The 21,008-nt window shown below is 55.8% G+C and carries 11 protein-coding genes; 8 read left to right on the top strand and 3 right to left on the bottom strand.

The window, feature by feature from the left end; all coding sequences use genetic code 11:
* Positions 1–39: 39 nt before the first annotated feature.
* Entirely contained in the window at positions 40–873 is an 834-nt protein-coding gene (locus VEV40_RS07375) for a Rossmann-like and DUF2520 domain-containing protein (protein ID WP_324831239.1), read from the bottom strand.
* Between the two features lie 52 nt (positions 874–925).
* Here VEV40_RS07375 and VEV40_RS07370 point away from each other — a divergent pair, with 52 nt between their 5' ends.
* The 3 genes from VEV40_RS07370 (at position 926) to polX (ending at position 3,789) form a co-directional block, all read left to right on the top strand.
* Positions 926–1,528 carry an NUDIX hydrolase gene (locus VEV40_RS07370; protein ID WP_324831238.1) on the top strand — a complete coding sequence of 201 codons (603 nt, stop codon included), beginning with the start codon at positions 926–928 and terminating at the stop codon, positions 1,526–1,528.
* 135 nt (positions 1,529–1,663) lie between these two features.
* A complete protein-coding gene (locus VEV40_RS07365; protein WP_324831236.1) occupies positions 1,664–1,882 on the top strand; it encodes a cold-shock protein in 219 nt (72 codons plus the stop codon).
* Between the two features lie 161 nt (positions 1,883–2,043).
* Positions 2,044–3,789 carry a DNA polymerase/3'-5' exonuclease PolX gene (gene polX, locus VEV40_RS07360; RefSeq protein ID WP_324831234.1) on the top strand — a complete coding sequence of 582 codons (1,746 nt, stop codon included), beginning with the start codon at positions 2,044–2,046 and terminating at the stop codon, positions 3,787–3,789.
* Positions 3,790–3,798: 9 nt separating this feature from the next.
* Here the strand turns inward: polX and VEV40_RS07355 are convergent, their stop codons facing one another.
* Positions 3,799–4,452, bottom strand: a complete 654-nt coding sequence (locus tag VEV40_RS07355; RefSeq protein WP_324831232.1) for a GntR family transcriptional regulator — start codon at positions 4,450–4,452, stop codon at positions 3,799–3,801.
* Between the two features lie 462 nt (positions 4,453–4,914).
* On the opposite strand from VEV40_RS07355, the gene VEV40_RS07350 reads away from it, so the two are divergent.
* The 5 genes from VEV40_RS07350 to VEV40_RS07330 all read left to right on the top strand — a co-directional run bounded on the left by VEV40_RS07350 (position 4,915) and on the right by VEV40_RS07330 (position 17,016).
* Entirely contained in the window at positions 4,915–7,995 is a 3,081-nt protein-coding gene (locus VEV40_RS07350) for a TonB-dependent receptor (RefSeq protein ID WP_324831230.1), read from the top strand.
* A 722-nt stretch (positions 7,996–8,717) separates the two neighbouring features.
* Positions 8,718–12,293 (top strand): TonB-dependent receptor, encoded by a 3,576-nt coding sequence (locus tag VEV40_RS07345; RefSeq protein ID WP_324831228.1) that lies wholly within the window; start codon positions 8,718–8,720, stop codon positions 12,291–12,293.
* Between the two features lie 144 nt (positions 12,294–12,437).
* Entirely contained in the window at positions 12,438–13,793 is a 1,356-nt protein-coding gene (locus tag VEV40_RS07340; protein ID WP_324831226.1) for a Gfo/Idh/MocA family oxidoreductase, read from the top strand.
* Entirely contained in the window at positions 13,783–14,832 is a 1,050-nt protein-coding gene (locus tag VEV40_RS07335; protein WP_324831224.1) for a PmoA family protein, read from the top strand. Before VEV40_RS07340 ends, VEV40_RS07335 begins: the two co-directional genes overlap by 11 nt.
* A gap of 150 nt (positions 14,833–14,982) precedes the next feature.
* Complete coding sequence (locus VEV40_RS07330; RefSeq protein WP_324831223.1) at positions 14,983–17,016, top strand: alpha-galactosidase; 2,034 nt, start codon at positions 14,983–14,985, stop codon at positions 17,014–17,016.
* Positions 17,017–17,125: 109 nt separating this feature from the next.
* On the opposite strand, the gene VEV40_RS07325 is transcribed toward VEV40_RS07330, so the two are convergent.
* The gene (locus VEV40_RS07325; protein WP_324831222.1) at positions 17,126–20,992 is read right to left on the bottom strand and encodes a carboxypeptidase-like regulatory domain-containing protein; all 3,867 of its coding nucleotides are present in this window, start codon (positions 20,990–20,992) and stop codon (positions 17,126–17,128) included.
* Positions 20,993–21,008 lie beyond the last annotated feature (16 nt).

The following is a 21,008-nucleotide window of genomic DNA, read 5'->3' as shown; positions in this document are numbered from 1 at the left end:
GCTCGTTCTCCAGCGGGGTACCCGGTAATGCTCAGTGTCTCATGCCCAATCGCTCATCATCCGCCTGCTAAACAGCAATCGAAGTTCGTTCTTCCGCTCCACCGACAGGGTTTCAATCGCGTGCCGGGCAAGCGAACGGTAAACGTCCGTGACCATCGGATGCTTGGCCAGCGTCCGAAGATGCAGTCTTATTGTCGCTGTGTCGCCGCGTGCAAACGGCCCGCTGAAGCTCTGCGCCTCCCCATGCTCGAAAACATTCCGTACTGTCGCTTGCGCCAGCGCGCCGATAAGATTTCGCGCTTCGACAGCGGAAAGGCCTGCCAGCCGCGCTGTGGCCATCGCTGCCGAAAGCTCGCTCACCAGCAATGGCGAGGCCAGAGTACCCGCAGCGTGGTACAGCGCCTTCCTGCCCGACTGTATGGCAAAGGGCCTGCCGCCAATTTTGCGGATCAACCCGTAAAGCGTGCGCTTTATCACTTTCTCCGGCGCTTCGACACCAAACATCACGTCATGCGAAGGCACAATCCGCCGCGTCGGGAAGCTCATCACCGGATGCACCGAAGCCACTGCCGCGCCAGCCTTGCGGGCTGCGTCCAGGGCGGCAACAGTCAGCGCACCACTCGAATGCACCACAATCTGGTCAGTCAGATTGCCTCGCCGTTCCACAATCTTCGTTGCCACTTCGGCAATGGCGCCATCCGGCACGCATAGCCACAAAATTCGGCCATTTAATTGCGCGTTTTGCAGCGTTTTTGCACCATTTTTTCGCGTTTTAGCGACAATTTCGCGCACTGGAATTCCGGCCCGCTGCAAAGCCGCGATTAGAGAGCTTCCCCAGTTCCCGGGACCGATTACCGTGACATCGGTTTTCATCGTTGATTCGGATGATACGGTAAAGAAAACGCTGCAAAAGAAAAGGTGAACGATGCCGTCAAAAAAGATAGCCGCAAAACCGGCTCTCAAATACAAAAAAGCGCAGGTTGAAGTCCTTTCCTCGGAAATTGCATTTGACGGTCCGCTTTTTCGCGTTATGCGTGAAGAGGTGCGCGAGCCGGGCAACAAAATATCGCGCCGCGACATCATCCGCCACAACGGGTCGGTCGTGATTCTAGCTGTTGACGATTCATCAAAAAAAGATCCGCTCATCATAATGGAGCGCCAGTACCGCCACGCCGCCGGGCAATATCTCTGGGAGGTTCCGGCGGGGAAAATGGACGAGGGTGAAGATCGTCTCGCCGCCGCCAAACGCGAGCTGAAAGAGGAAACCGGCTATCGCGCAAAGAAGTGGACACAGCTTGTGCGGTACTTCGCCAGCCCAGGATTTCTTGGCGAATGGATGCAGGTCTTTCTCGCAGAAGAACTCGTGGCCGGCGAAGCAGAGCCGGAAGAAGATGAGTTGCTCGAAGTTGTGCTCGTCCCGCTCTCCGAGGTGCTGGGCATGATCGACGCGGGAAAGATTCTCGACGGCAAGACGCTGGTTGCCGCGCAACTCTACGCGCGGCATTGCGCAAAAAAGAAGCAGCGCTAAGTGACTGATTTTCTGTAAAGCAAAATTCTTCTCCATCAAGTAGGAAAACCAAAGCAGCCTGAACTGCGTCTTTATCTTCAAGCAGGTTGGTGTTCCCAACCGCGCCGCAATCTGCTTAAGGAAGGTTAAAGGCTCGTGGCAACATACAAAGGCAAAGTGAAGTGGTTTAACAACGCAAAGGGTTATGGATTCATTGGCCGCGATGATGGGCCGGATGTCTTCGTTCATTACAGCGCGATACAGCTTGACGGCTACAAGAGCCTGAAAGAAGGTGACGAAGTCGAATTCGACATTGTCCAGGGCCAGAAGGGCCCACAGGCCGATCAGGTAATCCGCGCGCGCGAAGTTGCCTGACAGGAGAAGCGGCAAGACCTACTTCTGCTTCATTTTCAATCTTGAAATCAGCTTGCGCACAAGCATCGCTTTAAGTGTGCAAGCCTGAAAAGCAACCCAGCTGCGAGGTGCGTAGCTGGGTTTTTGTACTTTCAGCGCGCTGAGAGATAATCGTCTCTCGAATGGACAATCGCTCAATCGCGCAGCTTCTCTCTGAAACCGCCGACCTGCTGGAAATCAGCGCCGGCGACCCTTTTCGCATCCGCTCCTACCGCCGCGCCGCCGAGGCCGTGGAATCAAGCACCGTCCAACTCAGCGAAATTGCCAACGACACGAAGAAGCTGCTGGAAATCCCCGGCATCGGCAAGGGGATGGCCGCGAATATCCAGGAGATGGAGAAGACCGGCACGCTGCCGCTGCGCGAAGAGCTACTGGCAAAGTACAGGGTGTCGATGCTCGACCTCCTGAGGCTTCCTGGAATGGGGCCCAAGTCGGTCGCGCTTTTCTGGGAAGCGCTGCAGGTCGCTTCTATTCCCGACCTTGAGGCGGCCATCGCCGCAGGCAAGCTGGAGACGCTGCCGCGCATGGGCGCAAAACAAATCGAGAAGCTGAAAAAAGGCATTGAGGAACAAAAGAAGAACAGCGGACGCTTCCTGATTGATGAAGCCGAGCTTGCCGCCGAAAAACTCATCGATTATCTACGAAAATTTGATGGCATCGAAACCATTACGCCTGCGGGTTCACTGCGGCGTGGGCGCGAGACCGTCGGCGACCTCGACATTCTCGCTACCGGTCCCGCGTGCGCCAAAGACAAAGTGCAACCGGCTGTCGAATACACAGCCTCTTACCCTCCCATTGCCGACCTCATCGCAAAGGGCGAGAACAAGGTCAGCTTTCGTCTGCGCAGCGGCCTGCAGGTTGATGTACGCCTCTTACCCGAAGCCTCCTACGGCGCCGCACTGCAATACTTCTCCGGCTCGAAGATGCATAACGTCACCGTTCGCCAGCGCGCGCTCAAACTCGGCTACACGCTCAACGAATACGCGCTCGCCCGCCTGGAAGACGGTTCGGTTGTGGCCGGAGCAACGGAACAGGAAATCTACGCCGCGCTGGGTCTCAACTGGATTCCGCCTGAGCTGCGCGAAAACAACGGCGAGATCGAGGCCGCCGAGCAGCACCGCCTGCCTACATTGATCGAGCAGCGCGACATTCGCGGCGACGTGCACATGCACACTGACGCCACCGACGGGAAGAACACGATCCGCGAAATGGCCGAGGCTGCGGCGTCACGCGGCTACGAGTACATCGCCATCACCGACCACTCAAAGAACCTGGCCATGACTTTCGGCCTCGATGACGAACGCGCTCTTGAGCACATCAAGCACATTCGCGAAGTGAATGACGAGATGGAAGGCCGCATTCGCATCTTCACCGGCATCGAAGTGGACATTCTCCATGACGGCCAGCTTGATCTTTCCGACGAAGTTCTCGCGCGGACGGACGTCGTCATTGCCAGCGTGCATTCACTCTTCAATCAGCCTGAGGAGCAGATGACTGAGCGCGTCCTGCGCGCCATCGAGAACCCGAACACGCGCATTCTCGGCCATCCCACGGGACGACTGCTGCTGCGCCGTGAGGGCTTCAAGATTAATCTGCAGCAGATTCTCCGCCGCGCGGCAGAATTAGGCGTTGCTGTTGAGCACAATGCCTATCCCGACCGACTCGACCTTTGCGACCGCGATCTCCGCATGGCAAAAGAGCTGGGCTGCAAAATCTCTATCAATACCGATTCGCATCACACCAGCCACATGGAAAAGATGAGCTATGGCGTACGCCAACTGCGACGCGCCTGGCTCGCCAAACAGGATGTACTGAATACTTTGCCAGCGAATGAGTTTCTAGCGGCATTGCGCCCGCGAGTTGGTTGAAACCAGACGTCAAATATGTTTCAGGTGCTCGATCAGCCGATTTCTTACCAGCCTTATGTGTTCGCGCATGGCGGCCTGCGCTGCCCTGGTGTTGTTTGCGCGAAGCGCGTCGAGGATGGCCCTGTGCGCGGCGGGCGCCGTTGTTGAGGAGAGGCGGTAGGTCTTACATCGGAAGAGCCAAATCTGGTTCTGTATATTGGCGAGAACACGACAGAGTTCCCGGTTGCCGCTGGCACTGGCGATGGCGCCATGAAAGCGCGTGTCTTCTTCGATGTGCCGCAGCTTGTCCCCCGCCTTTAGCCATTTTTTCGTGTGAATGATGCTGCCCTCAAGCCAGGCGATTAACTCGGGGGTTACTTTTGCCGCAGTCACGGCGTGCACTTCCAGCGCTTCACGAACGTCGTAAAGATCCTGCACTTCTTTAATGGTGAAGCGTCTAAGATAAGCGCCTCGCCGGGGCTCGATGCGAATGAGTCCCTCGCCTTGCAGGGTGTTGAGCGCTTCGCGCACAGGCGATTTGCTTATCCCAAGCTGCCCGGAGAAGAAATCCTCGGTCAAACGCGAACCTTCGTCGAGTTCACCCTCAAGGATGTATCGCTTGATGCTCGCATACGCAAGTGTAGTGAGATTTTGCGGCGGCGCCAGTTTTTCTATGACAGACATTCGGAGTTCGATATTCCCGGATTTTTCTTTGTTTTAAATGCCGCGTTCCTGCAGATCTCATGTCTGAAATGCAATGAGAATTGGCATAATTTACCTCAGTCAATGGCCTTCAGGACAACGGCGTTTCTGTTTCGTGCTTAATTCATTGATTCCCCAAAAGTGTTCCAACCGAATCATTGCCAACAACAACTGCTACGAACGGCTGTCAAACGCGGTTCCGATCATACATGACAGGCGAGGTTTCGCATCCACCATCCTCTAGCGAATCTGCTGCAATCCAGTTGTTTTGTAACTAAAACTAGACAAATTTTTTGGCACGAGGTTCTTTGATATCTGATATATTACAGCCCAACGACAATCACTTTGCCAGCACTTTTATGGTTCGCAGTTTGAAATTGTGTTGAGCAATGTAGTCTCTGTAGCCGCTGTTAAAGATAGAAAACAGTTGTCGAGGAGGTTTCATTGAAGCGCTTTCTTCAGGCCATGTTCGTCGCAACTCTCATGATTTCGGGCGTCCGCGTTGCACGCGCCCAATCCACAGCTACTGTTTCCGGCACAGTCACCGATCCTTCTGGCGCACTTGTTCCGAATGCGCAGATCACTCTGCGTGGCAATGCCACCGGCATCACCAGAATTGTTTCTTCCGACAAAGACGGCAACTACACGATCCCGTCTATCGACCCCGGCGACTACAGCATCGAGGCTTCAGCCGCCGGATTCAGCCGTTATGTCATCAAAAGCATCGTTCTTGAGGTCGACCAGAAATCGACGATCAACATTCAGCTTGCGATTGCCGCCGCCGGTGAGGTAGTGCAAGTGCAGAGCACCGCCCCCGTCATCGATTCGCAGACAGCAACAGTCGGCCAGGTGATCGACAAGGTGACCGTGCAACAGATTCCGCTCAATGGACGGCACTTTCTCGACCTGACGCAGCTTGTGCCCGGCTCTGTGGTGCCGCCGGTCACGGGCAATCTTACATCCGCCAGCCGCGGACTGGGATCGAACTCGTACATTACGGCCGGCAGCCGTGAAGATTCCGCGAACTTCATGATCAATGGAATCAATCTCAACGACATGTCGCAGAACCAGATCACGTTTCAGCCGTCGATCAACACGACGGCGGAGTTTAAGATTTCGAACTCGACTTACAGCGCTGAATATGGACGGAGTTCCGGTTCGATTGTGAACGTGGCCACGCGTTCCGGTACGAACGGCTTCCACGGTGAAGCATTCGACTACATTCGCAACAACTACTTTGACGCGCGCAATTACTTCAACCGCAAGCCGAACCCGATGAATACGCTGCGGCGCAACAACTTCGGCGGAGCATTCAGCGGGCCCATCTGGAAAGACCGCACGTTTTTCTTCCTGAGCTATGAAGGACTGCGCCAGTCGCAGGACATCCTGCTGCGCAGCAACGTGCTGACGCCGGCACAGCGCACAGCATTTTCAAACAGCCCTGCGGGACCGGCCTATGCCGGCCTGCTCACCTTTATTCCGCCGGGAAATAACAGCAACGGCAGTGTGTTCGCTGGATCCTCTCCGGGACCGGTGAAGGTCGATCAGTTCAGCGGTGATCTTTCTCACAAGATTTCAGACGCGGACAGCCTTCACCTGTACTATGCCTGGCAGCAGGACGCCCGCACGGAGCCGAACCTGCAGGGCAATACGATTCCTGGATTCGGCGACCATCGCACGGCCCATCGCCAGATTGGCACCATCAATGAAGTACATGTGTTCTCATCGAACACAGTCAACGAGGCGCGTTTCGGGTTCAACCGCATTGCCATCTCATTTTCGCCGAACACTCCAGTCGATGCTGCGAGCTACGGAATACAGAATGGCGTCGTCAACCCCATCGGACTGCCCCAGATTACCGTCTCCGACATAGGACTTAATTTTGGCGGCCCATCCGGATTTCCCCAGGGGCGTTTTGATACGACGCTGGCCTTCTCCGACACGCTGACCAAGATCGTTGGCAATCACACCTTCAAAACGGGAGGCGATTTCCGCCGCTTTATCGGCAGCAGCTTCGCCCAGACACCCGGCACTCTGACCTTTACCACTACGAACAACTTTATTGCCGGTCAGGCAAACTCCTTTACCGTCACCCCGACCAACGTCACGAGCCGTGTCTTCATCTCCTCTGTCGACGCCTTTGTTTCCGACAACTGGAAGCTCACGCCCCGTCTGATTGCCGAGATCGGTTTCCGCTTTGAGTGGAACGGAACGCCTGCGGAAGGCGGTCAACGCTTCGTCAATTTCCTTGCCGACTCAAGCACGTTGCAGCATGTCGATCAGCCCTATAACCAGAACTACAACTATGAGCCGCGTGTCGGCTTCATATGGGACGCGTTCGGCAACAGCAAAACAGTCCTGCGCGCCGGCTTTGGACTGCTTGCCGACCAGCCCACTTCCAATGCAGTCACCGGACTGGCCAGCAATCCTCCGAATGCCAATCCTGTAAGCCTGACCGCGGCGGGCGCTGGTCTCCCTGTGGGAACGCTTTATAGCAGCGCATCGGCGACAGGTCTCGCGCCAGCGGCGGTGAACCCGTTGTACAGCAATGGCTATTCCGAGTCCTACAATCTGAACCTGCAGCAGGACATCGGCTGGGGCACTGTGATGGAGATGGGGTATATCGGCTCCGTGGGCCGTCACCTGCGCATTCAGCGGAACCTCAACCAATTTATCTATCCCAACGGCAAGCAGTCGCGTCCCTTCCCCACCGTATCGACGGCAAGCGGAATCAAGCCTGGTTCGGCCCTCGGCAACATCGCTTATCAGGATTCCGATTCGTATTCCGACTACAACGCGCTCTGGTTTACGGTGCGGAAAGCGTTGTCGCACGGAATCCAGGTGAACTCGACCTATACCTGGTCCAAGTCGATGGATGTGAACTCACTTGGATCCCAGGGAACGTACGGTCTGCAGAACAATTTCGATCCGCATGGAAACTATGGTTTGTCCGATTTCGATGTGCGCAATCACTTCGTCTTCAGCGGGACGTGGGAGCTTCCATTCCGGGGCAATCGTTTAAAGGAAGGCTGGCTGCTTGCCAACATCACCCAGTTGCAAGGCGGCAATCCTCTGAACGTCACCACCACCTCAACTTACAACGGCGTCACGAACACAATCCGTCCAACTGTGATTGGGCCATTCTCGACCAGTCGGAGCGCGGTCCTTGCTTCGGGCAATGTTCCGTACATCCATGGTTCAGCATGCACCACAATCATTGCTGGATGCTCCTTCTATGCGCAGCCGGCGGGCTTCGGGAACCTGGCGCGCAATGGTCTTACCGGACCCGGTTTCGCGGATACCGACCTTTCGCTTCAGAAAACCACCAGACTTCTCGAGTCTGTCTCGCTCGTCCTGCGCGTGGATTCCTTCGATCTTCTCAACCATGTAAATTTCGGCAATCCGAACCTGTCAGCGACAGGCGCAAGCACGAGCACATTCGGTCAGATCACAGCAACCAGAAACATTGTTGGCGATGCCGGCTCTTCGCGGCAGCTACAGTTCGCGGGCAAGATAGTTTTCTGAACTGGACGATTATTGACTTAAAAGGCCCGGCGGTTTGAAACTGCTGGGTCAAATCTTTTTGAGAAGACGATGAGATTGTCGCGCTACCTTAGGCGCTAAAATCCGTTTTTGGTATTGCTGCGATCTCATAAAGAATTGTCATTCCGACCGAAGTCATTGCGCAGCAATGACGTAGTGGAGGGACCCTGCAGTTTTCTTCAACTGAACTATCCCTACATCTGCTCTAACTGCTAATTCAAGCCGTGGTCTAACCACTATGGCTTTACTAACTGTCCGGCAGGCTATTTTGCCGCTTCAGACGCAAGAAGTGACCCGGCCCCATCTTACCTGTAACTTAGCTCCGTTTCGGCGCCATCTAAGCATCCATGCCAAATCATGGATATGACCGTTATATGAGGCCCGATCATTGCTGATAGAACGATTGAGCAGGACCCGGCGTTCTTCTGGATCTCATCTTGTGGGGCCGGACTCCCGCCGCTGCTTCTTTGTCTGTCCCGCCAGGCGCCGAAAAACGCCGCAGATTTCTATTGACAGTCCTGCGCCTTCTTCACAACACTATTCTCGCCCTTAAGTGGTCGGACCTCATATCGTTTTTTCACGGCCACCATATTGTACGGGGACAAGGGCACGGAACTATTCGACCAATAAAGCCGCCGAAGCTACATAACAGGGCATCAGAACGCGGCGACAAGTAAATGTACAGATCGATCTTGGAGGCGTAAATGCACATACAGCGCATGACTAGAGTCTCGCCAGGAGGTATACGCGCGGCCTGCATCATGATGGTTGCCACACTCGTTTTCGCCATAACAGGAAACGCCCAAATTGCCGGTGCAGGCAGCATTCAGGGCACAATCGAGGACCAGACCGGGGCAGTTTTTCAAAACGCCGCAGTCACAATCACCGACACTGCTACCGGTGTACAACGCAAGGCTGTAAGCGGCTCTGACGGCCTCTACAGCTTTCCGAATATTCCAGTCGGTGTGTACAACCTGGACGTGGTAGCCCCGGGCTTTCAGCACTATACGCAGGCCCAGATTGTTCTTGAGGTGGGCAGCAGCATCAGCGTCAACGTGAATCTGACCGTCGGCGCTACCAGCCAGAAAGTCGAAGTTCAGGCCAACGGAATCGCGCTGCAGACCGAGGACGCCACCTTCAAGCAGACCATTGACCAGCGCGCTATCACGGAAATGCCGCTTAATGGCCGGCAGATGACCAACCTGATCACCCTTTCGGGCGGATCGACGGCCGCGCCCGGCGGCGACTTTACTGGCAGCAAGTACTCCTATCAGACGATTGCCGTCTCCATCGCCGGAGGCATGGGCAACACAACCATGTGGCGTCTGGACGGTGGCGACAACAACGACTACATGGCCAATGGAAACCTGCCATTTCCCTTCCCTGACGCGGTCGGGCAGTTCAGCGTGGAGTCCGCGGCTTTGAGCGCGCAGAACGGCATGCATACCGGCGGCATGGTCAACGTGGTCACCCGCTCGGGCACCAACCAATATCACGGGTCGGCCTTTGAGTTCATCCGCAACAATTTCATCGACGCTACGAATTTCTTCTCCACCAGCAAGGACACGCTGCATCAAAACCAGTTCGGCGGCACCTTCGGCGGACCGATTCTGAGGGACAAGCTCTTTGCCTTCGCCGGGTACCAGCGGACTGTGGCAAAACAATCGCAAGCTTCAACGCAGGCCACAGTGCCAACCGCTGCCAATCTTGCAGGCGATTGGTCCAACACCGATCCTCCTCCGGGCGCCGCGCTGACGCCGTGCATCACTAAAGCGAGCCAAGAAGTCCAGCTATTGGATCCATTCAGCGGTGCAAAGCTGACGGGAAATAAATATCCGAGTCAGCCGACATATAACGCGCAGTCGCTCGCTCTCGAAAAATATCTCCCCGCGATCAATCCGGCCTTCGACATCAACAACTGCGGGCAGGTTTCCTATGCGATCCCGTCGCAAACTTCTGACAATCAGTTTGTTACCCGCGTGGATTACACCATCAACCCGAAGAACAATCTCTATGCGCGCTACTTCCTCGATGGCTATCAGGCGCCTGCCTTCTTTTTCCCCGACAATATCCTTGTCACCACTCAATCTGGAAACTCGCAGCGGGTGCAGACCTTCACCATAGGCGAGGCGTACACGATCAGCGCCAATACTGTAAATTCCGCCCACCTCAGCATCTCGCGGCGCCGCAATAATCGCGGATACGCGAACAACGACATCAATGCCGCCACACTCGGCGTGAATCTCTATCAGGCCGAGCCAAACGGTCTGCAAATGACCATTAGCAACAAATTCAACATCGGCGGCGGAACGAATTCGGTTTCCCACTTTAATGACAACACTCTGGCCGTGGACGATGACATCACCATGCTGCGCGGCAAGCACCAGTTCGTATTCGGCGGGCAGTGGGTGCAGAACCAGCTCAACATTTCCAACGCATATGAATCGAACGGCACCTTTACGTTTGATGGCCGCTACGGCCTGCATGGGCCGAATGGCGGGACGGCAGGCGGCGAGCCGCTTCTTGACCTGCTTATGGGCGCAATGAGTGCCTTTCAACAGAGCAAGTTTCAGCAGAATGCGCTGCGCGCTCCCATTCCGAGCCTCTATGCTCAGGACACGTATCACGCCACCACGCAACTGACCATTACCGCCGGTTTGCGCTGGAGCCCTGAATACATGCCCATCGATTACTTCAATCGCGGCACGGTCTTTAATATGGACGCATTCCTGGCGAACACGGTCAGCTCGGTGTATCCGAATGCGCCTGCGGGCACGTTCTATTACGGAGACAAGGGTGTTCCCCGTCAGTTCACAAAGAGCTCGCCGTGGCAGTTCTCTCCGAACGTCGGCCTGTCGTTTGATCCTTTCGGCAATGGCAAAACAGTGGTGCGCGCGGGGGTGGCTGTCGGCTATGATCAGGTCAATTTCTTTACCGGGCAGCGCACGCAGCAGAATCCGCCTTTTGCCACCGCCATCAGCCAGACCCAGACCACGACCTCTGGCCCTATAAGCTTCAGCGACCCGTGGTCCGCCGGGCAGATCACAACCAGCCCTTTTCCTCAGCCCAGTGTTCCGACTCCGAGCCAGGCACAGTTTTTCCCTCAATCCCAGTACATTGTGCTGCCCACGCAGTTTCATCCGTCTTACACCGAGCAATGGACAGCCAGTGTCCAGCGTGACATGGGCCGGGGATGGCAGCTTCAGGTGCAGTACATCGGGAGCCATACTGTCCACGCGCCCTCAGGTACGCCTCTCAGCCCAGCTGTCTTTGTGCCCGGAGTATGGGGCGCGAACGGCGCTGGCTGCCCCGGCGTCGTCCTCTCTGGGCCTGCCGGAAAGCCCGCTGGAAAACCGGGGACACCATGCTCGACGACGGCGAACCAGTCGCAGCGCTTTGCTCTGACTGCGGCGAATCCCGCGCAGGGCAACCAATACCTGGGCGGCGGCGGCGGCTCCGTACTGGTAAATTCTTTCGCCATGGCCAATTACAACGGCCTGATTACTAGCGTCCAGCATAGAATGTCGTCCACCTTCAGTCTGCTGGCGAATTACACCTGGTCAAAATGCCTGAATCAGGTGGACGCACAAGGAGACTACGCCGCAACAAACGTCCAGAATCCTTACAACCCGGGACTGGATTATGGCCCGTGCGGGTCGGATTATCGAAATGTCGAAAACATAGTCCTGGTGACCAGAAGCCAGTTTTCCTCTCTTCCCCGCGTTGCGTCGGCTTTCCTCAACAACTGGGAATTCGCGCCGCTAGCGCATATTGTTAGTGGCGCTCCATTCACGGTGACGGCTGGTCAGGACAATTCCTATACGGATATTGGCAATGATCGTCCAAATCTGTTACCCGGAGTTCCCATTTATCTTCACCATGCAATCCGGTCCCTGCCTGGCGCGGCGAATCGCGGATATCTGAACCCGTCCGCCTTCGCACAGGTCTGTCCGACGGGTGCCACACCATTAACATGTTCCGCGTATGGAACGTATGGAAACATCAGCAGAAATTCTTTCCGCGGCCCTACGGCGTATCAGTTTGACGCCCAAATTTCACGCATCTTTCCGATCCATGAAAGACTGAGCGCGACTTTCCGGCTGGAAGCATTCAATGTGTTAAATCATCCGAATTTCAACCTCCCAACCGGCAATACGACGGGAACACTCGGCGGAACAACAGGACAAGCCGGAGTCTTGACCTCGTCAACTTTTGGTCAGGTCTCAACAACGCAAAATCAAGCCAGAATCTTTCAGGGATCAGTAAAGCTCAACTTCTAAATCAGCGCAGTTGGGCTGAAGCCAGAATGCTCCTACTCGTTCAACACGGATAGGAGCGGTAACCAGCGCATCAGGTAACTCGGTTTGACATGCTAGGTGTCCGTATCCTTATATCGATCTAATAACCAATTCACGGAGTGAGTAATGACAGTAGACGGCAGTAACCGCAGAGACTTCCTGAAGATGGGGGGGGCAGCGCTGGCAGGAGCGGCGGTCTCATGGAACGCAAAGAGCTATGCGCGAGTGATTGGAGCCAATGACCGTGTCGGCGTCGGCGTTATTGGCTGCGGCGACCGCATGAAAGGCGCTTTGATTCCCGCCTTCCATCTCAATGCCAAGGACATGAATTTTGAGTTCGTTGCGGTCTCAGATATCTGGAACCGCCAGCGCGAGGAGGGCGCCGCCTATATTCAAAAAGTATGCGGCTGCACTGCTGATCCAGTGCGTAATAACGATGAATTGTATGCCCGCAAAGATGTCGATGCCGTTCTGATCGCGACCGCCGACTTTCAGCATGCGCTCCATGGCGTGGAGGCCGTGAAGGCCGGACGTGACGCCTATGTCGAGAAACCCACGGCGCACACCATGGCTGATGCGAAAGCCTTCCGCAATGCCGTCAAAGAAACAGGCAAGATCGTGCAGGTAGGCACACAGCGCCGCAGCACACCGAGCTATCAGAGGGCAGCCGAATACATCAAGTCTGGTAAATTCGGCTACATCGTCATGGTCGAGATGACCTGGAACGTCAACCAGCCGGGCCGCTGGCGGCGTCCGAACCTGGTACCTCTTTTAAAGGAGCAGGACACAGACTGGAAGCGCTATCTGATGAACCGGCCTTACGAGCCGTTCAATGCTCGAAAGTATCTTGAATTCCGTCTCTTCTGGCCATACTCCTCCGGCATTCCCGACCAGTGGTTGGTCCACCAGATTGATACGGTGCACTGGTTCACGGGATATCCTCATCCGCGCAGCGTTGTTGCGAACGGCGGTATCTACGCGTGGAAGGACGGTCGAAAAAACTGGGACACGATGACTGCGGTCTTTGACTACGGCCCGCTCGATGATCCCTCCAAAGGGTTTCAGGTTCTGTACACCTCGCGGCAGACGAATTCGGCAGGCGGCGTGAAAGAGCTCTACTACTCCGTCGGCGGAATGCTCGACATGGATAAGCAGTGTGTAAGCCCTGAAGGCGGCCTCAAAGCGAAGGCAGCCGCTGAGATGGGTATGAAGGAAGACCTGCTGCCCAGCTTCTCTCTGGGCGAGGCGCAAAAGGCGGAAACATCCGCGAACACCGGCGCCGACCCCATGACCTCAGCCAATGTGCGTAACTGGATGGAGTGTGTCCGCTCGCGCAAGACACCAAATGCCAACATCGATGCGGGTTACAGCCACTCCGTTGCGCTTTGTATGAACGTGGCCGCAATTCAGACGGGCGAGAAAGTCACCTTCGACGACAAAACGGAGCAGGTGCTGGTCGGGGGAAAGCCCTATGCCGGCTAGAAACTCCGTGTTTGTTCTGTGTCTGTTTTTGGCATTCAGTGGAGCCATTCTGGCAAAGCAATCAGAAAAAGGAGTGCAGGTAACACCGAATGAGGCGCAGCGGCGCGTCGACATAACCATCGATGGCCAGCCGTTCACTTCGTATGTATGGCCCACTTCGCTCAAGAAGCCTGTTCTGTTTCCTCTTATCGCTTCGGGCGGAATTGAAGTGACGCGCGGCTATCCGCTCAATCCTCATGCGGGTGAGCGCGTCGACCACCCGCACCATGCCGGAATGTGGTTCAACTACGGCAATGTCAATGGCTTCGATTTCTGGAACAACTCCGATGCCATCAAGCCGGAGAACCGCGGCAAGATGGGTTCCATCTATCAGGAAAAGATTCTTTCAACCAAAAGCGGACGCGACCGGGGAGAGCTCGTCGTCCAGTCAGTGTGGGTTGCCGGATCAGGTGAAAAGCTTCTCGACGACACCACGCGCTACATCTTCTCAACACAAGGGGGCGCGCGCGTCATCGATCAGATCACGACACTGAACGCGCTCGACCACATCGTCTTCAATGACGACAAAGAAGGTCTGCTCGGCATACGCGTAGCAAGCTGGCTTGAATCGCCAACGGAAAAAGGAGGCGTCTTCACCGACGCGAGCGGAAATCCCACCAAAGTCGCCAACGCCGGCTCTCCGGGAGCGAGCGGAATCTATTTGACCAGCGAAGGCAAGCGCGGCGACCAGGCATGGGGAACACACGGACGCTGGTGTACGCTGACCGGCTCCAAAGACGATAAGACTGTCACCATCGCCATCATCGACAATCCTGATAATCCCGGCTATCCAACCTACTGGCATGCGCGCGGCTACGGGCTGTTCGCCGCAAATCCTCTGGGCCGAAAGATTTTCGATCCAACCCAGACAACTTTCGACTACAGCATCGACAAAGGCCAAAGCGTGACATTCCGGTATCGGGTAATTCTGTATCCGCGTACCGTAACACCCGACGAAATTAACCGCGAGGCCGACAGTTTCGCAACAGCCTATCATTAGGCAATGCCAGGTTTCTTTACGGGACCACGCTTAGTCATCCTGCTAATTGCTTGCTCCGGAGTAGCCCCGTTACTTAACGCCCAGAATCGCAAGGAATTAGCAACCAGCGACACTCATTTAGAAGTGACAGCCGGACCGACCGCGCCGCAAGTGTCTTCGGTCAGAGGACGTGACGGGGCCGTATGGAATAACGGAACACCGGAACACCTGCCAGCCTATGTGGAGGCAGATGGCGCGCGAATACCCCTTGTATGGCGCTTTCAACAAGCGACGGGCGGGACAGAACCGATTCGTGTCACTTTTGTCTACGAAACCAGCGAGCCGCATCTTCGGCTCACATGGGAGTGGGATGCGCGGGCCGCATTCGGTCCTCTGGAGCACCACGTCACGATTGAGAATTTGAGCAGCCGCGAACTATGGCTGCCTATCATCGCCAGTCTCCAGATGGATTGGAAGGTCGCCTCTTCGATTCCACTTCAACATCTCTTCATTGAGAAAGGCGCCGGCTCTCCTTCTCCTGTAGGCACGCATCGAGTAAATGTTGCGCCGGGATACCGCTGGACAGGCTGGTCCAGTACGTATGCGCTGCCGCTCCCTGACGGAGGCCGCGAGATCATTCCGTTTGAAATTATTACCCAGCAGGACGCAGCACAAACCGGCTGGTACGCGGGCATTGAGTTCAGCGGTCGCACGCGAATCACGCTTGACCGGACAGAGTCCGATCTAAGCAGCTTGTTAGGGCTTAATCCAGATCCCGGCCCAGCCGTAACACGCCTTGTTCCAGGCGGAAGCTTTGAAACTCCGACTGTTTTTCTGGGAACTTATGCGGGCGGCCCTGATGGAGTAGGCAATCAGTTGCGTCCCTGGGTGCGAGCAGTTCTCAATTCTCCTGGCACATGGCGCGATCCCAAATATCCGCTCCTCGTGAACAACAGTTGGGGCAGCGGAATGCAGGTAGATGAGGCATTGGCGAAGCAAATGATTGCCAACTCTGCTGCACTGGGACTGGAGATGTTTCATCTCGACGCGGGCTGGTTCCGCGGCGTTGGTGACTGGTATCCCGATCCAAAGAAGTTTCCGCATGGGCTGGCAGTGCTTGCCGATGATGCTCACAGCCATGGACTGCGCTTCGGCTTATGGGTGGATTGGACCCAGGCTGCGCTCGATACTGAACCCGGCGCGTTGAACGTGCGCGATCCGAAAGTGCGCGACTGGCTGGTGGCCGACGTTCCTCCGGGATGGAAACCGGAAGAGTTTAAGGGACAGACTATCGACATCGGTGTTCCCGCAGCGCGTGACTATGCCGGTCGCGAGGTAAAGCGGATCGTTGAGGATTACCACCTCGACATGCTGGAACATGATGGTTATCTCGTGCCACAAGGCTGCACTCGGGACGACCACCCTCACGCACCTCCGGACCGCTCACACATGACGGTCACGCATACATACGGCGGCGATTTCGTATTCAGTTCCAACTCAACTGATGTCAGCTACCACGCCGTGCGATCTTACTATGCAATCTACGAGCAGTTGCGCCGCGAGCACCCGGGACTGTTGCTGGAAATCTGCAACGATGGTGGACGCATGGTTGATTTTGGCAGCGCTGCTCACGGCGATTATTTCTCAATCACCGACACGTATGATCCTTTGTCAAACCGCCGCGCCTTCTATGACACGAGCTTTGCTCTGCCGCCGGCAATGCTTGAAAGCTATATCGAAAAATGGCCTACGCCCAATCTGGCAAACTTCCTGTACATGCTGCGCAGCGGCATGATGGGATGGACCACGATCATGCAGGACACCAATGCGTGGACTGCGGAACAACAATCCACTGCACGCCAGGCATTTCAACTCTATAAGAGCAGCTTGCGTCCGTTGATTCGCGATGCGGAACTGTTTCATATATCCGACCGGCCAGATGGCATTCACTGGGACGGGATGGAGTACTGGGACCCAGCGCGAAAGAAAGGCGTCGTCTTTGCCTTCCATGGCACAGACCCAAGTGAACCCGAACATCGCTTTCGCGTGGAAGGGCTTCAGCCGCAGAAACAGTACAGCTTACATTTTCAGGATGGCAGCTCAACCGACAGCGTTTTAGGCGGTCAGGAGCTTATGAGCATAGGGCTGTCGGTGCATCTGCCACTGCCGCAAAGCTCTGAGCTGATCTTTATTGAAGAGAGATAACCCCCAACATGAAATGAGACGGTTCCCCCGAAGTGTAGGGTGAACATAAAAATCCGTGGGAGCTTTCGCCCCCACGGCAGGAGTACCGCATCGTTCAAAGCAGGGAGGGTTAGAAGTCGACGTTGAAGCGCAATTCAATGGCGCGTGGTGAGCTCTGTTCGGTGCCCGTGCCAAAGCTGTTGCTCTGAATGTTTCCGTTGTAATACCACCCTAAGATGCCGCCATTGCCAAAGAAAGGATGGTTCCACGCATTCAGGAACTCGCCCTGGAACCTGACGCGGATGTCCTCGGTAATGGGAAAGTTCTTTGTGATCGACACATCATCCGCGAACGTGTGCGGCTGATAGAGATACTGAATGCGGCCAATCGTTCCCGGCGTCGTGTTCGGCGCAATGTATGCAGGATTGGCCCCGCCCGTTGGACTCGCCAGATATTTTGAATCCACGAGATCAACGAACGTAGCCGTGCTGCCTCCATTCTGATCCGGAGTAAGATGATGCGTGCCGATGGAACTCTGTAACTGCGATGACGTGACGCCGTTCAACACGATGCCGCCGTCGCCGTAGTCGTTGAAGGTGCTATAGCCGCCGATCAACCGCCACGGCGCTCCGCTCTGGAAGGTGAGGATCGTTCCCGCCGTCCAGTTGCCCAGCACTTTACTCATGAAGTTCCCCGAGTTCAGGAACTGCTTGCCTGTGCCGAACGGCAAATCGTAGGTTCCGCTCAGGTGAAGCACATTATGCAGATCGAAGATCGAGGGTCCATAGCTTTTCGCCAGATCGCGGAGCGTATATGCGGCGAAGTTGCTCTGCCAGTCATTAGTAGTGGCTACTCCAAGCGAGTGGCTCCAGGTATAGTTGGCGTCAAACTGCAGTCCAGCCCATGCGTTCTGGCGGAAGTCGATCTGCAGCGCGTTGTAGTTGGAGTACCCGGCCGCCGTCAAATAGCCGGTGGTTGATCCTGCGGCAAATGGGTTGGCCTGGAAGAAGTTGATGGGATAGCCAGCGCCCCCGCCCGTATATCCAGCATTGTTCACGCACGGAGCAAAGCTCGAACCTACAAGATTGCAGAAGTACGGAACTGTGCCATTGACGCCCGCCAGGACATTGGCCATGGCTCCGGCCTGCCCGGTCTGCAGATAGGTGATGAACTGGCTGTTTGCGTAGTCTTGCAGCGGCGCACCCGGCCCTCCTGAAGATTCGCCCGCAAACGCCGCATCAAAAATCGGCAACGGTTTTTGCCCGGCAATGCCGTTATCTGCGAAGGACGTTCCGCCATTGAGTTGAAGGTTCGTCTGCGCGTTCTTGAATTCGTTCAGGAAGCCGTTCTCAAAGATGTTGACTTCGTTCGGATTTAGATTGATCCACTGGTGAATGGTGCGGTTGCCGTTATAGCGAATCTCGATAGCGCGGGAATTCCCGATCTGACGCTGGATGCCGAAATTCCACGCCTCACTGTATGGCTGATTGATCTTGGGATTGATGCCGTTCGTTCCAACGGAATTCTGGAAGGTGAAGTCCGCCAGGGATTCTGATTTCTGATAAGTTGCCGGCGCCAGACCGTAGGGAGGCAGACTGTCTCCCAGCGAAAGGCTGCCGGGTGCATATGTGCCGGACGCCCCGGTGTTGTTCGCATTCAGGAAGAAGCTCTGGTAGAAGAAGGCTGCATAGTCCGAGGCAGCATCCCAGAAATACTGGTACGGCTCGGTGAAGCGGCGCAGGTTGAAGCCGCCGCGAATGACGGTCTTGCCGTCACCGAAAAGCTTGCCTAGCGCGCCTTCACCTATCTTCGGGTTCCAGGCGAATCCTATTGCGGGTTGCGGAGATACATTCCATGGGTTGTAGGCGTGTGGCTGCGTCGTAATCTGCGGGTCCATGTCTCCCTGCAGCGAGCCGGGATTGAAGAGATTGCCGACTCCTGAAGGCCCGAAGATGCCGCTGGGTGAAACCGAGTGATAAGCGCCGGTCAAATCATGATTGTCACCGGTAAAGTCCCAGCGCAGGCCGTAATTGAGGGTGAAGGTCGGTCTTACACGCCACGAATCCTCAAAGAACAACCCCCAGGCTTTGGAGAGCTCGTCGAGGTTGTATGCGCCAATTCCATTGAAGTAGGAGCCGGTCTTGGGGTTGTAGGCAAAAGTGCCATTGACATTGGATATTCTTCCCGTAAGCACGGCGTAGAGTTGTCCAGCCTCACCCTGCGTCCTGGTGTTAGAGCCGGGCAGTGTGGAAGCGTTGAAGGCCTGCAATGCGGGATCGCCTGTGGCAAGTCCGAGATTGTAAGTGGGGAAGCCCAGCGGGCCGTTCCAGTAATGGTCCTGCTCGCGGTACCAGGAGAAGCCGAAATCAAATGTGTGCGGTCCATGCTGCCAGGTGATCGAGTCCGATGCGTTGAACACCGGGTAGTAGGGGCCAATCGGTGTGTTGTAGCACTGGCCCGACATGCCGTTGCCGAAACAGGTGGAACTGTTAGCGCCATAATTGTTGAAGTTCCAGGAAACGCTTGGCTCCGTGGCATAAAGGGGCGCCGAGTTGTAGCCGAACTTGGTTGCGTTATAGAGAAAACCCGCCTTGAACTGGTTAATCAGTGCCGGCGAAAAGATATAGTTCAGCCCGTAGGACGCGATGTAGCTCCGCGTCCAGTTCCCGGCAACCTGGTTGCTGAAGTCCGAACCGGGAAAATTTGGGGGATTGACGGTCGGCTGAGTCTCCTGCGTCATGTTCCACGCCATATACATGCGCAGCTTTTGCGACACGTCGTAATCCACGCGCGCCGTCGGGAAATAGTAGGTGGTTGGCGACGTCACATTCCAGCGGACAGTATTGAAGTTCGGATCAGAACTCGAAGAAACGCTGCCGTGTTGCAGTGAGTTGTTGATGGTCTGGAGCTGTGACGCCACTGCCTGGTTCTCTGAAGTTGGCAGGCTGGGATTGGTCTGCTGCGCAAGCTGGTACACGTTCACCGTGTGGCTTTGCCCGTCGCTTCCGATGTAGGTAAAGTCGCCCGACTGCGCGCCCTGTGTGAATACGTCATTGAAAGCCGTAATGGTAGCCGGCTCCTTGGTAAACGCAAAGCTGCCGAAGAAGAACAGCTTATTGTGGAGAATCGGACCGCCGACGCTGCCTCCAAAGCTGTTCTTGATGAACTTGTTCCTGCGGACGTCCGCGGCATTGTTCGTCCAACTGTTCGCGTTCAGTCCTGAGTTCTGGAAGTCGCCGAAGGCACTGCCGTGATAGCGGTTGGTTCCGCGCTTGGTCACAAAGTTGATCTGCATGCTGGATTGGCCAAAGCCGGAGTTCAGGCCAAGCTGGTCCGTCTGGATCGTCATCTCTTCAATATCTTCAAGCCGGGGAGTAATGGCGGGAGCATCGTTGCCGCCGAACTTCATGCGCGAGGGGCTGCCCATGATGCCGTCGATGTTGCTGCCCTGGTCAATGGAGGGCAAACCGTTATAGGTGCCGCTGTATCCCGCGGTCAGATGCGATAGCGAAGACAGATCGCGGTCGGCCACTGGGAGATCCTGAATTTGTTTCAAGTCCACAACCGTGCCAATGGCGTTCGACGAAGTTTGCAGGACAGGCGTCTCGCTCTCTGAAACCTGGACCGTCTGGCTTGCCTGTCCGATTTTCAGCGAGGCGTTGACGTTCGTGACTTGTCCCGCATGAACAATCACGGATTCAAATGTCTGCTGGGAGAAGCCGCTCTTCGTGACCGTAAGCCGGTAAGCGCCGATGTTCAGATTGACAAACGTATAGCTGCCCCGGTCCTGTGTCACGGCCATGCGGGCGTCATTGGTAGAGAGATCCACCAACTCAAGCTGCGCCGCCTGCACTACGTCTCCGCTCGGATCCTGAACGGTTATGGCGACGCTGCCCTGCGACCCGCTTTGTGCGTAGGCCGCGCCGCTTATCAGCAAACCTGCTGTTGCCGCGCAGACGGCACTCAATAGCCTTCGCCAGGATTTCCTCTGCTTCATAAATGCCTCCTTCAAA

Origin of the sequence: Alloacidobacterium sp. (assembly GCF_035631355.1) — a bacterium.
Taxonomy (GTDB): Bacteria; Acidobacteriota; Terriglobia; order Terriglobales; family Acidobacteriaceae; genus Alloacidobacterium.
Note: the sequence above shows the minus strand (reverse complement) of the source record. Positions and strands in the feature narration are given on the sequence as shown.

Excerpts from the sequence above, each read along its gene's own strand:
- VEV40_RS07370 (WP_324831238.1), top strand. The coding sequence starts at position 926 with ATGCCGTCAAAAAAGATAGCCGCAAAACCGGCTCTCAAATACAAAAAA.
- polX (WP_324831234.1), top strand. The coding sequence starts at position 2,044 with ATGGACAATCGCTCAATCGCGCAGCTTCTCTCTGAAACCGCCGACCTG.
- VEV40_RS07340 (WP_324831226.1), top strand. The coding sequence starts at position 12,438 with ATGACAGTAGACGGCAGTAACCGCAGAGACTTCCTGAAGATGGGGGGG.
- VEV40_RS07375 (WP_324831239.1), bottom strand. The coding sequence starts at position 873 with ATGAAAACCGATGTCACGGTAATCGGTCCCGGGAACTGGGGAAGCTCT.
- VEV40_RS07335 (WP_324831224.1), top strand. The coding sequence starts at position 13,783 with ATGCCGGCTAGAAACTCCGTGTTTGTTCTGTGTCTGTTTTTGGCATTC.
- VEV40_RS07355 (WP_324831232.1), bottom strand. The coding sequence starts at position 4,452 with ATGTCTGTCATAGAAAAACTGGCGCCGCCGCAAAATCTCACTACACTT.
- VEV40_RS07325 (WP_324831222.1), bottom strand. The coding sequence starts at position 20,992 with ATGAAGCAGAGGAAATCCTGGCGAAGGCTATTGAGTGCCGTCTGCGCG.
- VEV40_RS07345 (WP_324831228.1), top strand. The coding sequence starts at position 8,718 with ATGCACATACAGCGCATGACTAGAGTCTCGCCAGGAGGTATACGCGCG.